This is a genomic window from Streptomyces johnsoniae, from assembly GCF_031845565.1.
Lineage (GTDB): Bacteria > Actinomycetota > Actinomycetes > Streptomycetales > Streptomycetaceae > Streptomyces > Streptomyces johnsoniae.
Genome location: NZ_JAVREV010000019.1, coordinates 82,848 through 95,621 on the forward strand (window position 1 = coordinate 82,848; position 12,774 = coordinate 95,621).

Sequence of the window (12,774 nt, forward strand, 5' to 3'; positions counted from 1 at the left end):
TATGAAAGGTTGTTGCGTATGTAGCGACCCTAGGCCGGGCGGGTGGCTTGGTCAAGACCAATCGGGGGCACGTAGGGTCTGTTCGTGCATCAAAGCGAACAAGAGGATCAGGCGCCCCATCCGGCCAGGCCCGCGGATGCGGAACGGCAGCGGCGGCGCGTCACGGTGGTGACGGGCGGCAGCCGCGGCATCGGGGCGGCCACCGCGGTGCGGCTCGCCGCGGCGGGCCACGATCTGGCGATCGGCTGGGTGGCGGAGGAGGAGGCCGCGGAAGCGGTCGCCGCGCAGGTGCGCGCGGCGGGCCGGGCGGCGGTGACCATCCGGGTCGACGTGTCCGTGGAGAGCGAGGTCGACCGGCTGTTCGACACGACGGCCGAGGTGCTCGGCCCCGTGACGGGCCTGGTGAACAACGCCGGAGTGACCGGGCCCCTCGGCAGGTTCACCGAGACGGCCACCGACGTGATGCGGCGGGTCGTCGACGTCAACGTGCTGGGCACGTTCCTGTGCGCGCGGCGCGGCGCCCGCGCGATGTCGACCCGGCACGGCGGCGCGGGCGGCTCGATCGTCAACATCTCCTCCTCCGCCGCGACGCTCGGCAGCCCCGGCGAGTACGTGCACTACGCCGCGACCAAGGCGGCCGTCGACACGCTGACGACCGGCCTGGCGAAGGAACTGGCCACCGACGGGGTCCGGGTCAACTCGGTGCAGCCGGGCATGACCCTCACCGACATGCACGCCACCATGGGCGACCCGCAGCGGCCGTGGCGCAAGCAGGACCGGGTGCCGATGCAGCGGCCCGGCCGCCCCGAGGAGATCGCCGGCGCCGTCGCGTGGCTGCTGTCGGACGAGGCGTCGTACACCACGGGCGCGGTACTGCGCGTCTCCGGCGGCCTGTAGCCGGGGCCGGGTCAGCCGGGCGGCAGATGGCCGATCTTGTCCGGGTTGGCCACGAGGTAGACCCGCTGGATTCGGCCGTCGGCGATGTCAAGCAGGAGCAGGCTGTGCGGCCTGCCCTCGCTGGTGACCAGCAGCGCGACCCCCCCGTTCACGTCGAGGAAGTGGAAACCGGCCGCCGGCGGCGCCTGCCGCCCGATGCCCGCGCTGAACCTGCCGACCTTGTCCGCGCCCTTGATGACCCGCACCGGCGCCTTGGCCTTGCCGCCGCTGTCACCGACGAGACTCACCTCGGGCGCGAGGATCGCCAGCAGGCCGTCGAGGTCGCCCTGCGTGGCGGCGGCGAGGAAACGTTCGGTGAGGTCGCGCTGCTGCCCGGTGTCGACGACGAAGCGGGGGCGGCGTTCCGTCATATGCCGCCTGGCGCGCCCCGACAACTGCCGCACGGCGGGCTGGCTGCGCCCGAGCGCGGCGGCGATCTCCGCGTACGGCAGGCCGAACGCCTCGCGCAGCACGAACACCGCGCGCTCCAGCGGGGACAGCGACTCCATCACGAGCAGCACGGCGTAGGAGACGGTCTCGGCCAGGACCGCGCGCTCCGCGCCGTCCGGCGCCGACTGCGGCCCCGCGGCGGCCCGGTCGGTCGGCAACGGCTCCGGCAGCCAGGGGCCGACGTAGGTCTCGCGGCGGGCGTTCAGCTGCCGCAGGCGGTCGATGGACAGACGGGTGACGACCCGGACCAGGTAGGCGCGCGGCTCGGCCACGTCGTCCCGCGGCGCGCCCGCCCAGCGCAGCCACGCCTCCTGGACCAGATCCTCGGCGTCGCTGACGCGACCGAGCATGCGATAGGCCACGCCGAACAGGGTGCCGCGGTGCTCTTCGAAAACTGCCAGTGCCTTGTCATCCGCGTCGTCTGCCACGGCTTCATCCCACCCGAGGCGGCTCGGATATGTCCAGTCGCTCACCTCGGCGTCACGGACACCCGGACAGACCGGACTCGATCTCCCTCCCGGAGGCAGGCAGATGGGCCCTGATCGGCTTTCATGGGTGGTCGCTCAGGAAACCCCCGGCCGCCCGGTAACCCGCCTGCGTCGCTCCCGCGGGCCCGCCGCGAGCCGAAGGCGGACGAGGTCGCAGAGCGATGAAGTACCTGACGGCGAAATTCAGCCGAACCATGCGGGCGGCGAGGCCGGAACCGGCTTGCCCGATCGTGCCCTTGTGTACGCGGGCGTACTGGCTCGACGGCGGGAGTCCAGCCTGACGACCACCTCCGGTAGAACGCAGGCCATTTCGCCCCCCAGTACTCCGGCGTACGCTACTTTGTTCCCAGCGCTCCGGCGGCGACGGCGCGTGCACCCCATGGCCAGATCACGGCATCGTTTCCGCCCCTATGGCCCGCATTATCTACTCACTATCCTCCGCATTTAGGCCAGCGTCTTGACGCATGCCGAAACGGGGTGCACCCTAATCACGGTGGCTTCCGGAGTCAGCGCATGAGTATGTCGATGCACAGCCAAGACGTATTACTCCTCCGGACGGCGCGGTTCTCACGTCAGAGGTACCGACAGAACGGATCGTTCTGGCATAAACACCTTCCTTCACGTTCCTCCTTCACGTTCCTCTACGTACTCGTTTTCCCATTCTTCTCCGCCGCGATTATCACGACCGCGGCGAGCACAGTTCTCCACTACACCATCGTTCCGATGCGGGCAATTCGATACGATACGTGACCGAGAGAATCTGGAGCGGGCCATGAAGGCCTCCAATGTACTGATCAGCGGTCTGGGCGCATTCCTGCCCGACCGGGTACCTATGGGATGGGCGGTTGAGCGGGGGCTTATCGACCGGACCGCCGCAGAGGAATACGGAATCACCAGTGTCACCGTCGCGGGCGAGATCCCCGCGCCCGAGATGGCGGTGCGGGCCTGCCGGCAGGCGCTCGAACGGGCCGGCCAGAATCCCGAGTCCCTCAGCTTATTGCTCTACATCAGCGTGTGGTATCAGGGCCCCCACGGCTGGTGTCCGCAGTACTACGTGCAGCGGCACACGGGCGCGGGGCGGGCCACCGCGGCCGAGGTCAGACAGGGCTGCATGGGCATGTTCTCCGCCCTGGAGCTCGCGGCGAGTCATCTCATGGCCTCGGCCGAGCACGAGGCGGCGCTCGTCACCTCGGGGGACAACTTCACCTCCGAGCTGCTGGAACGCTGGCGCTTCAGCCCGCACTTCGTCATGGGTGACGCCGGCTCCGCCGTCGTTCTCAGCCGACGAAACGGGTTCGCCCGGCTCAAGTCCGTCAACGCGGTCACGCTACCCGAGTACGAGGCCATGCACCGCGGGCCCGAGCCCCTGTTCCCGCCGGGAGCCGGCCTGCCGGGCAAACTCAACTTCGGCGACTCCAAGGAACGCTGGCTGGCAGGTCCCGACCAGGACCCGGCCGGTCCGCTGAAACTCGTGGCCGCCCAGGACGAACTCATCAGCCGCACACTCGACGAAGCCGGAATCACGATGGACGACGTCTCCCGCGTCGCCTACGCCAACGGGTCGCGAGAACGCGTCGAAGGACGGGCGATGACACCGCTCGGTCTGCCGATGTCCCTTTCGACGTGGGAACAGGGGCGCACCGTCGGCCATATCGGTGCCAGTGATCAGGTGGTGGCGCTCGAACAGCTTCTGCTCTCCGGTGAACTGGGACGCGGGGACCATTTCCTGATACTCGGCGTGGGGCCCGGGCTGAACATCGCGTGTGCCGTGATCGAGATCACCGAGACGCCGCACTGGTCCGCCGCTCATCAGGCCACCGCTTCGTGAAAGGCGTCTCATGGATTTCAACCGGAGCGCTGAACAACAGAAACGGTACACGCGGCTGGAGGCAGCCGCCCGCGAACTTCCCCCAGGTTCTTCCGCTGCCGGATTCCACCGGGATAACTGGAAAAAACTGGCCGGCCTCGGACTGCTCGGCGCGGCCGTCCCGGAGGAGCACGGCGGTGCGGGCTTCGGCGCTCTCGACACGGCCCTCTTATACGAGGCCGCGAGCGAAGGCGGCGCGAATACCGGACTGCTCTTCGCCGCCGCGGCCCATCTCTTCGCCTGCGTCCGGCCGGTGCTGGAGTTCGCACTCCCGGAGACCCGGAAGGCACTGCTTCCCGCCTTGTGCGCGGGAGATCTGATCGCGGGGAACGCCATGACGGAGCCGGAGGCGGGATCGGATGTCTCCCGATTAGCGACCCGGGCCACCAAGGTCGACGGCGGATATCTCCTTGACGGGGTCAAGAGCTTCGTCAGCAACGGACCGGTCGCCGATCTCTACGTCACCTATGCGGCAACCGGCCCGGAAGGCGGCTATTTCGGTTCCACCGCATTCGCCGTGGACCGCGACTCCCCCGGTCTGGTCGCGGGACCGCCGTTGGAGAAGTCAGGACTGGCGGCCTGCCAGGCCGGCGAGGTGGTGTTCACCCAGTGCTTCGTGCCGGACGACCGGGTGCTGGGAAGCGCCGGTCAGGGACAGCTGGTGTTCCAGACATCGATGCAGTGGGAACGTTCCTGCCTGTTCGCGATCTACCTGGGGCAGCAGGAACGTCTCATCCGGCGATGCGTCCGGTACGTGCGGGAGCGGCGGCAGTTCGGGAAACGGCTCGCCGACCTCCAGCCGGTCGCGGACCGGCTGGCGGACATGAAGCTGCGGCTGGAAAGCGGACGGCTCCTGCTCTACCGGGCCTGCGCCGAGATCGACGGCGGCCAGGACCCCTCCCTGTGGGTCGCCATGGCGAAACTGGCCGTGTCCGAGGCCGCGGTCGCCACCGCGCTCGACGCCGGCCGGATCTTCGGGGGCCGCGCCTTCCTGACGGAGTACGGGATCGAGGAGCAGGTGCGCGACGCCGCTCCCGCCACGACGTTCTCCGGCACGTCCGACATCCAGCGTCAGCTGATCGCCCGGGAGATGGGACTGTGAGCCTCTACAGCCTGGTGGTCGATGCCGCGGCCCGGACGCCGGACGCGCTCGCGGTCCACGACCTCGCCACCGAACTCAGCTACGGCGCGCTCGACGCACGCGCGGACGCGTACCTGGCCGCGCTGCGCGGTCGCGGCGTCCGGCCGGGCGACCGCGTCCTGGTGTGGACGGAGAAGACGACCGAATCGAATGGCCGTCGCCCAAGCGGTGCTGCGGTGCGGCGCGATCCATGTTCCCGTTCCGCGGAGCAATCCCCGGGAGCGGGTCGCCCGGATCGCCGCGGACGCACGCCCGGCACTGATCGTCACGGACCACGGCGAGCAGGTCGCCGGCACCGTCTCCTTACCTTGCGCGGATCTCCTCAAGGAGGCGGCCCACGGCCCGGGCGCCGCGCATCATCCGGTCCGGCCGGCCGACCCGGCCTACATCCTGTACACCTCGGGGTCGACGGGAACGCCGAAGGGCGTCTGCCTGAGCCACGGGAACGCGCTCGCGTTCGTCGACTGGGCCTGCCGGGAGCTGGACCTCACCGCGGCCGACCGGCTGGCGAACCACGCCGCGTTCAGCTTCGACCTGTCGGTCTTCGACCTCTACGGAGCCTTCCGGGCCGGCGCGTCGGTGCACCTCATCGGCGAGACCCTCGCGCAGGCCGCGGAACCGCTGGTCGACTTCCTGCTGGAACGCCGGATCACGGTCTGGTACTCGGTGCCGTCCGCGCTGGTGCTCATGGCCGAGTACGGCGAGCTGCTCGAACGCGGGCCGGGGGCGCTGCGCGCCTGCGTCTTCGCCGGCGAGCGCTTTCCGCTGAAGCAGCTGAAGGACCTGCGCCGCGGATGGCCAGGCGTCCGGATGCTCAACTGGTACGGCCCGACGGAGACCAACGTGTGCACCTCGTACGAGGTGACGGCCGCCGACCTCGCGCGTACCGCGGCCGTTCCGATCGGATCACCCGTCGCCGGAGACGAGGTGTCGCTGGACGGCGGCGAGATCCTGGTCAGCGGCCCGACCGTCATGCTCGGCTACTGGGGCGGGGAGCCACAGGCCGGTCCGTACCGCACCGGTGATCTCGGCCGGTACGACGCCGACGGCCTGCTGGAGTACCGGGGCCGGGTCGACGACATGGCGAAGGTCCGCGGCTACCGGATCGAGCCGGCCGAGGTGGACGGTGTGCTCGTCGCGCACGAAACGGTACGCGACGCGGTGGTGCTCGTCGTGGGCGCCGACCTCGACGCGCGGCTGCACGCCTTCGTGGTCCCCGAGACCGGCCGTGCGCCCGGACTCGCGGAGCTGCGACGGCACTGCGCGGTCTTCCTGCCGCCGTACATGACCATCGACGCGTTACACGTGGTCAGCGGGTTTCCCCGCACGCCGAACGGAAAAATCGACCGCGCCGCGCTCGGCGGCCTGGTGGCGCAGGAGGTCGGCGCATGACCGGCCCGGCCTGGGACGCCTTCTGGTCGACGCTTCCGGCCGCGCCCGGAGCCGCCCTCTGGGACTCGTCACCCCAGCTGACCGCGGCGCGGCATCTGCCGCTGTTCCGTGACCACGCCGACCCGCTGCTGCCGCTGGTCGACATCGGGTGCGGCAACGGCCGGCAGACGCAGTGGCTGGCGCGGCACTTCCGGCGGGTCATCGGACTCGACATCGCCGAGTCCGCGGTGGAGCTGGCCGCCACGTCGCACGCGGCGCCCAATGCCGCCTACCGCCGCGCGGACCTGCTCGACCAGGACGCCGCGGCGGCGCTGCGCGCGGAGTTCGGGGACGTCAACGTCTACATGCGCGGGGTGCTGCATCAGCTCGCACCGGACAACCGCGCAAGGATGCTGACGACGATCAGGCTCCTGCTCGGCGAGTTCGGGGTCCTGTTCGCCCAGGAGCTGACGGAACGCACCGGCTGGTACGTCGCCGAGCTGCTCGACAGCGGCGCACCGCTGCCCAAGACGGCCGGGCTGGCGGCCCACTTCTCCTTCGGCGCCCCCGTCGCCCCCGCCCACGACGGGCGCCTGCGGCGGCTGTTCGAAGGAAACGGATTCGACGTCGTCGCCGACGGCGACATCCCCATGCACACCACGGAGCGCACATCCGACGGGCAACCGCTGGAACTGCCGACGAGGTACATCGTGGCGCGCGCACCGGGACTGCCCTCACCCCAGGAGAAATCATGACGGACCTAGTGCTCTGACCGCATAGGTTCGCCGGGTTGGGGGGCATGACGGTTGGATGTGTGGTGACGTCCGTTCCGACCGCTGGAGGTGCGGTGGCCGAGCCTGTCCGTGTGTGCAGACTGACCGACCAGGAGGGGCAGAAGCTGCAGCGGATCGTGCGCCGGGGCAGCACCAGCTCGGTGCGCTACCGGCGCGCGATGATGCTGCTGGCCTCGGCGGGCGGCAACCGAGTTCCGGTGATTGCCCAGCTGGTGCAGGCCGGCGAGGACACCGTCCGGGATGTGATCCACCGGTTCAACGAGATCGGCCTGGCCTGCCTGGACCCTCGGTGGGCGGGAGGCCGTCCCCGCCTGCTCACCCCTGACGACGAGGACTTCGTCGTAGCGACGGCCACTACCCGCCCGACCAAACTCGGCCGTCCCTTCACTCGCTGGTCGCTGCGCAAGCTCGTCGCCTATCTGCGCACAGCCCACGGCCGCATCATCCGCATCGGCCGCGAGACGTTACGCAGTCTGCTCGCCCGCCGCGGTGTCGCCTTCCAGCGCACCAAGACCTGGAAGGAGTCCCCCGACCCCGAGCGCGACGCCAAGCTGGACCGGATCGAGGAGGTGCTGGAGCGCTTTGCGGACCGGGTCTTCGCTCTCGATGAATTCGGCCCGCTGGGCATCCGGCCCACCGCGGGCGCGGGCTGGGCCGAACGCAAACACCCCGACCGGCTGCCGGCCACCTACCACCGCACCCACAGCGTGCGGTACTTTCACGGCTGCTACTCGGTCGGCGACGACCGCCTGTGGGGCGTCAACCGCCGCAGGAAAGGCGCCGCGAATACTCTGGCCGCGCTGAAGACGATCCGCGCCGCCCGCCCGGACGGCGCACCGGTCTACGTGATCCTCGACAACCTGTCCGCCCACAAGGGCGCCGATATCCGCCGCTGGGCGGCGAAGAACAAGGTCGAGCTGTGCTTCACCCCGACCTATGCCTCCTGGGCCAACCCGATCGAGGCCCACTTCGGCCCGCTGCGGCAGTTCACCGTCGCCAACTCACACCACCCCAACCACACCGTGCAGACCCGGGCCCTGCACGCCTACCTTCGTTGGTGCAACGCCAACGCCCGCCACCGCGACGTCCTGGCCGCCGAACGACGCGAACGGGCCCGCATCCGCAGCGAGAAGGGCATTCGCTGGGGTGGCCGCCCCCTCGCCAGTGCAGCCTGACTCGATCCGGCGAGCCTGTGCGGTCAGAGCACTAGAAGTCGGGGGACGTCCTCGGTCGGCGTCAGTGTCGAGCGAACCGGCGCAGGGCGTCGAGTACGGGCGGCGCGAGCGTGGTCGGGTGGTCGGCGTCGTGCAGCAGATGGTCCACTCCCGGCAGCGCCACTCGGCCCGGTCCACCAGCATGCGCGTGACACAGGGCGGTCGTCAGGGCGTTCGTTGTGGCACAAGGGACCTGGGCGTCGTTCGTGCCGCACGTCAGCAGCACCTTGGTCCCCGGCCGGAGTGCGGCGGCGGTGTCCGGTGGGTAGACGGCGTCGTTGCTTTCCACGAACCGGGCGTTCGGGCCTTGGAACGCCTCGAAGAGCTGGGCGATCGCGGGGGGCAGGTCGGTGGTGTCGACCGGTCGGTGTTCGCGCAGGGAGGTGACGGCGGCATCGATGGCCGCGTTGACAGCGCGTTGCTGCTCCGGTGTGTACTGGCCCTGCCGGGTCGCTTCGGCGATCTGGGTTTTGAGTTGGAGCGCGACCAGGTCCAGCTGGCGGATCGCCTGCGGTTGCACAAGCGCCAGGCCGGTCGGGCGCGGGCGGACGGTGCCGCCCAGCAGCAGTCCCGTCATCGCGCCCTCGCTGTGCCCAACGACCAGCAGCGCGTGCGGGTCGGTCTCCGGCTGATCGCGCAACGACTCGTAGGCGGCCCGTGCCTGGCGGACGAATGCCGGGTAGTCGAGTTCCTCCGGGTGGTCTTGGTAGGCGCCGAGCCCGGTGCGGCCGGTGCCGTACTTGTCGAACCGCAGCGTGGCGATTCCGTCCCTGTCGAGCGCGTCGGCCAACTGTGCCAGGGTGTCCGGTGCGGACCCGGGCGGTTGGTTGCCGTCGCGGTCCGTGGGTCCGCTGCCGGGCAGCAGCAGTGCCGCCCGCAGCCGTTGCCCGGCACGATGCTTGGGAAGGTGCAGGGTGCCGTACGCGGTCGTCCCGTCGGCCGTGAAGACGACCTCGCGGTCGGCGGCAGGCACGAGACCGGGCGTCGCCTCGGCCGGAGTGGCGGTGACGACGGCCAGTGCCATCAAAGCCGCTGCCAAGTGGCGAAACGTTGGCCTACCTCCTTTCAGACAAGGGCGTTCTCGACCAGGGCAACAGTCGCGCGGGGGTCGTCGACCTGGAGAACCAGGCGTGCGTACTTCTCGTCGGCGAGTTCGACCACGACAGCCTTCGACGGATCCTTGACGTCCCAGAAGACCGTTTCACCATCCTGATGGAATGTGCCCGCGGTGATCACACCGGGTATGTGGGAGCCCGGCGCGCGGATTCCCTTGGGTTCGGTGGCGATACCGGGGTCGGCGGTCGCGCCACGGACGTTGGCCAGCGGGATGGTCAGACTGCCCTTGAAGGACCAGAGCTTGTCGAGACCCTCGATCACGACGACGAGGTCGTCGCCGTCGATGCGTATCAGTGCCATGTCGGGTTCCCTTTTCAGGTGAGAGGGCTGAGGTGTTGGGTCAGCGCGGTGGCGGCGTTGTCGGGGTTGCCGCGCAAGAGGATGCCCAGCGCAGCGGCCGTGAGGGCGGCGGCCAGGTCGGCGGGAACGCCGAGCGCGTCGGCGATCGCCTGGTCGACGGCGGCCAACGCGGTCTTCACCTCGGAGGCGACCTCCTCGTCGACCGGTGCGCGTTCGATCGCCGCGAGTAGAAGCAGGTCGAGGTCGGCCGACGTGACGAGCCGCAGCGCGGCCGCGGCGTCCGATGCGCCGGCGAGGGCGTCGAGCAAAGGGCGGACGTCGTCGGCGAGGTGGCGGCGCAGAGCGATCAGGTAGAGGCCGCGCTTGCTGCCGAACGTCTTGTACAGGCTATTGCGGTGCACGCCGAGGTGGCTGACGAGATCGTCAACGGACACACCGTCATACGCGCGTCCGCCGAACAGACCCACGGCGGCACGCACCGCTTCGTCCTCGTCGAATGCTCTTGGCCTGCCCATGGCCACTACAGTAGACAGTTGAGGAACGATCAGTCAAGAACGATCGTTCCTCAATCGCCGATCCCCTTCGAGGCGCGGTCTTCCAGCAGTTGCGGGACAGCCCCGAGACTGCTGCGCCGCGTCAAGCCCCTTGAGGGAGCTCTTCCTCGTTCGATTGATTCCTTCCTTCGCGGGTCTTGAAGATCTGGCGGGCAGACGTTGCGTTTGAGACATCGCTGGGCGTCGCGAAAGCTCTTGCCAGGCGGGGACGGCCTCCCGCCCACCGAGGGTCCAGGCAGGCCAGGCCGATCTCGTTGAACCGGTGGATCACATCCCGGACGGTGTCCTCGCCGGCCTGCACCAGCTGGGCAATCACCGGAACTCGGTTGCCGCCCGCCGAGGCCAGCAGCATCATCGCGCGCCGGTAGCGCACCGAGCTGGTGCTGCCCCGGCGCACGATCCGCTGCAGCTTCTGCCCCTCCTGGTCGGTCAGTCTGCACACACGGACAGGCTCGGCCACCGCACCTCCAGCGGTCGGAACGGACGTCACCACACATCCAACCGTCACGCCCCCCAACCCGGCGAACCTATGCGGTCAGAGCACTAGATCGCGCGACGCTGCTCGACCAGTTGCTCCGCTATATGAAGGAGGAACTCGAAACGGGCGTGCCCGCCGACCTGATCACCCCCGAAAGTCAGCTGCTGGAGCTGGGGGTGCTGGACTCGGTCCGCACCGCACGCCTGTTGGCGCACATCCGCACCGAGTACGGCGTGCGGGTTCCGCCCGCGCGCATGACCGGTGAGCACTTCAGCACGCTGGAGACGATCACCGACCTGATCCTGCTTCTTCGCTCGCAGAGCGCCGCGCGCTGACTGGAGGACAGATGACTTACGACTACGACATCGGCATCATCGGCGGCGGCCCGGCCGGTTCCACGGCCGCCTCCTACCTGGCCAGGGCCGGTCTGACGGTCGCGGTCTTCGAGAGCGAGTTCTTCCCGCGGGAGCACGTGGGCGAGTCGCTGGTGCCGGCGACCACGCCGGTGCTGCTGGAGATCGGCGCCATGGACAAGATCGAGGCGGCGGGTTTTCCCCGCAAGTACGGCGCCGCGTGGACGTCGGCCAACGCGGACGGGGTGGACCCGCTCGGCTTCCAGGTCCACGACCACGGCCTCGGGGCGGCCGACGTGCTGTTCAACGAACGCGATCAGCTCGGCGTCGACCGCGACTACACCTTCCACGTCGACCGGGGCCGGTTCGACCACATCCTCCTCAAGCACGCGGAGAGCCTGGGGGCGAAGGTGTACTCCGGGGTGCGGGTGCGCGGCGTGGACTTCGCCGACCGCACCCGTCCCGTGCTGCGGGTCGGGCTCGGCGGGACGACCGCGGAGGTGGCGGTGCGGATGGTCGTGGACGCCAGCGGGCGCGGCACCCTCCTGGGGCGGCAGCTCAAGGTGAAGGTGCCCGACCCGGTGTTCAACCAGTACGCCGTGCACAGCTGGTTCGAAGGGCTCGACCGGGAGGCCCTGGCGAACGACGAGAACCAGGCCGAGTACATCTTCATTCACTTCCTGCCGCTCAGCGACACCTGGGTGTGGCAGATCCCGATCACCGACACCATCACGTCGGTCGGGGTCGTCACCCAGAAGGCGCGGTTCCGGGAGAGCGCGGACGATCTCGAAGGCTTTTTCTGGGACTCGGTGGGCAGCAGGCCGCTGCTGCACGACGCGCTGAAGAACGCCGTGCGGGTCCGCCCGTTCAAAGCCGAGGGTGACTACAGCTACGGCATGCGCAAGGTGTGCGACGACGGAATGGTCATGGTCGGCGACGCCGCCCGGTTCGTCGACCCCATCTTCTCCAGCGGTGTCAGCGTCGCCATGAACAGCGCCCGGCTGGCCTGCGCCGACATCATCGCCGCCGCGCAGGGCGGCGATTTCAGCGCCGGCCGGTTCGAGAACTACGTGGCGAAGCTGCGGCGCGGCGTGTCCAACTGGTACGAGTTCATCTCCATCTACTACCGCCTCAACATCCTGTTCACGGCATTCGTCCAGGACCCCCGCTATCGGATCGATGTCCTGAAGCTGCTGCAGGGGGACGTCTACGACGACCAGGAGCCGGTCGCCCTGACGGCGATGCGCGATTTCATCGCCGCGGTCGAGGCGGACCCCGGCCACCTCTGGCACCCGCTGCTCGGAAAGATGAAGGTGTCCCTCAGCTCCCGGGCGCTGTTCTGACCCGGCGGTGGGCGGTACCGCTCGACATGGCCGGCCCCGGCACTTCTGCGCCTTGGGATCGCTCGCCGAGGTGCTGGGCCCGGCGTCGTGAGACCCGCCGGGCACCGGGGAGCGGCAGGCGCCGCGCCGCTCCCTTCCGAGCGGTCCCCGGCGAGCACCACGTCCGGGGCGCCGTCGACGCGTTCCGCCGCACGGGCCGCTGCGACGTACCGCCCGCCGGTATCGTATGAACGGTGCGGCTGCGGCCTCGGGCGACGCCCGAGGCGCCGTGTGCCCCAGAGGCCGCGAACGGCATATTTTTCGCGTAAGCCTCCTTTACCCTCCGGTCACAGGGCGTTCGTGATCGCGCAACAACGGAGCGCGAGAGTG

12 protein-coding genes and 2 pseudogenes are annotated in these 12,774 nt (G+C 69.6%); 9 read left to right on the forward strand and 5 right to left on the reverse strand.

The window, feature by feature from the left end; translation table 11 throughout:
• The first annotated feature begins 165 nt into the window (after positions 1 to 165).
• Entirely contained in the window at positions 166 to 897 is a 732-nt protein-coding gene (locus tag RM779_RS28100; protein WP_311620625.1) for an SDR family oxidoreductase, read from the forward strand.
• 11 nt (positions 898 to 908) lie between these two features.
• On the opposite strand, the gene RM779_RS28105 is transcribed toward RM779_RS28100, so the two are convergent.
• Complete coding sequence (locus RM779_RS28105; RefSeq protein ID WP_311620582.1) at positions 909 to 1,814, reverse strand: RNA polymerase sigma-70 factor; 906 nt, start codon at positions 1,812 to 1,814, stop codon at positions 909 to 911.
• An 832-nt stretch (positions 1,815 to 2,646) separates the two neighbouring features.
• Between RM779_RS28105 and RM779_RS28110 the strand changes: the two genes are divergently transcribed.
• The 6 genes and pseudogenes from RM779_RS28110 (at position 2,647) to RM779_RS28130 (ending at position 8,222) form a co-directional block, all read left to right on the forward strand.
• Positions 2,647 to 3,702 (forward strand): ketoacyl-ACP synthase III family protein, encoded by a 1,056-nt coding sequence (locus RM779_RS28110; RefSeq protein WP_311620583.1) that lies wholly within the window; start codon positions 2,647 to 2,649, stop codon positions 3,700 to 3,702.
• A gap of 10 nt (positions 3,703 to 3,712) precedes the next feature.
• Positions 3,713 to 4,843 carry an acyl-CoA dehydrogenase family protein gene (locus RM779_RS28115; RefSeq protein WP_311620584.1) on the forward strand — a complete coding sequence of 377 codons (1,131 nt, stop codon included), beginning with the start codon at positions 3,713 to 3,715 and terminating at the stop codon, positions 4,841 to 4,843.
• A 14-nt stretch (positions 4,844 to 4,857) separates the two neighbouring features.
• Positions 4,858 to 4,956, forward strand: a pseudogene (locus tag RM779_RS33800) (hypothetical protein); the annotation flags it as partial.
• A gap of 76 nt (positions 4,957 to 5,032) precedes the next feature.
• Positions 5,033 to 6,274: an AMP-binding protein gene (locus RM779_RS28120; RefSeq protein WP_311620585.1), complete on the forward strand. Its 1,242-nt coding sequence runs from the start codon at positions 5,033 to 5,035 to the stop codon at positions 6,272 to 6,274.
• Positions 6,271 to 7,008 carry a class I SAM-dependent methyltransferase gene (locus RM779_RS28125; RefSeq protein WP_311620587.1) on the forward strand — a complete coding sequence of 246 codons (738 nt, stop codon included), beginning with the start codon at positions 6,271 to 6,273 and terminating at the stop codon, positions 7,006 to 7,008. The genes RM779_RS28120 and RM779_RS28125 overlap by 4 nt, the downstream gene beginning before the upstream one ends.
• 92 nt (positions 7,009 to 7,100) lie before the next feature.
• Positions 7,101 to 8,222 (forward strand): IS630 family transposase, encoded by a 1,122-nt coding sequence (locus RM779_RS28130; protein ID WP_311620588.1) that lies wholly within the window; start codon positions 7,101 to 7,103, stop codon positions 8,220 to 8,222.
• A 61-nt stretch (positions 8,223 to 8,283) separates the two neighbouring features.
• Here RM779_RS28130 and RM779_RS28135 read toward each other — a convergent pair whose 3' ends face one another.
• From RM779_RS28135 to RM779_RS28150, 4 genes and pseudogenes are all read right to left on the reverse strand, one after another.
• Complete coding sequence (locus RM779_RS28135) at positions 8,284 to 9,285, reverse strand: alpha/beta hydrolase family protein (protein WP_311620626.1); 1,002 nt, start codon at positions 9,283 to 9,285, stop codon at positions 8,284 to 8,286.
• A gap of 41 nt (positions 9,286 to 9,326) precedes the next feature.
• Positions 9,327 to 9,677, reverse strand: a complete 351-nt coding sequence (locus RM779_RS28140; protein WP_311620589.1) for a hypothetical protein — start codon at positions 9,675 to 9,677, stop codon at positions 9,327 to 9,329.
• A gap of 14 nt (positions 9,678 to 9,691) precedes the next feature.
• On the reverse strand, positions 9,692 to 10,192 hold the full coding sequence (locus tag RM779_RS28145; RefSeq protein WP_311620590.1) for a TetR/AcrR family transcriptional regulator: 501 nt from the start codon (positions 10,190 to 10,192) through the stop codon (positions 9,692 to 9,694).
• 241 nt (positions 10,193 to 10,433) lie between these two features.
• Positions 10,434 to 10,691: pseudogene (locus RM779_RS28150) on the reverse strand (helix-turn-helix domain-containing protein); the annotation flags it as partial.
• 122 nt (positions 10,692 to 10,813) lie between these two features.
• Here RM779_RS28150 and RM779_RS28155 point away from each other — a divergent pair.
• Both RM779_RS28155 and RM779_RS28160 read left to right on the forward strand, forming a co-directional pair.
• A complete protein-coding gene (locus RM779_RS28155; RefSeq protein ID WP_311620591.1) occupies positions 10,814 to 11,044 on the forward strand; it encodes an acyl carrier protein in 231 nt (76 codons plus the stop codon).
• Positions 11,045 to 11,055: 11 nt separating this feature from the next.
• Positions 11,056 to 12,405: an NAD(P)/FAD-dependent oxidoreductase gene (locus RM779_RS28160; protein ID WP_311620592.1), complete on the forward strand. Its 1,350-nt coding sequence runs from the start codon at positions 11,056 to 11,058 to the stop codon at positions 12,403 to 12,405.
• The last annotated feature ends 369 nt before the right edge of the window (positions 12,406 to 12,774 follow it).

Excerpts from the sequence above, each read along its gene's own strand:
- RM779_RS28115 (WP_311620584.1), top strand. The coding sequence starts at position 3,713 with ATGGATTTCAACCGGAGCGCTGAACAACAGAAACGGTACACGCGGCTG.
- RM779_RS28125 (WP_311620587.1), top strand. The coding sequence starts at position 6,271 with ATGACCGGCCCGGCCTGGGACGCCTTCTGGTCGACGCTTCCGGCCGCG.
- RM779_RS28160 (WP_311620592.1), top strand. The coding sequence starts at position 11,056 with ATGACTTACGACTACGACATCGGCATCATCGGCGGCGGCCCGGCCGGT.
- RM779_RS28110 (WP_311620583.1), top strand. The coding sequence starts at position 2,647 with ATGAAGGCCTCCAATGTACTGATCAGCGGTCTGGGCGCATTCCTGCCC.
- RM779_RS28135 (WP_311620626.1), bottom strand. The coding sequence starts at position 9,285 with ATGGCACTGGCCGTCGTCACCGCCACTCCGGCCGAGGCGACGCCCGGT.
- RM779_RS28155 (WP_311620591.1), top strand. The coding sequence starts at position 10,814 with ATGAAGGAGGAACTCGAAACGGGCGTGCCCGCCGACCTGATCACCCCC.
- RM779_RS28140 (WP_311620589.1), bottom strand. The coding sequence starts at position 9,677 with ATGGCACTGATACGCATCGACGGCGACGACCTCGTCGTCGTGATCGAG.
- RM779_RS28120 (WP_311620585.1), top strand. The coding sequence starts at position 5,033 with ATGGCCGTCGCCCAAGCGGTGCTGCGGTGCGGCGCGATCCATGTTCCC.
- RM779_RS28145 (WP_311620590.1), bottom strand. The coding sequence starts at position 10,192 with ATGGGCAGGCCAAGAGCATTCGACGAGGACGAAGCGGTGCGTGCCGCC.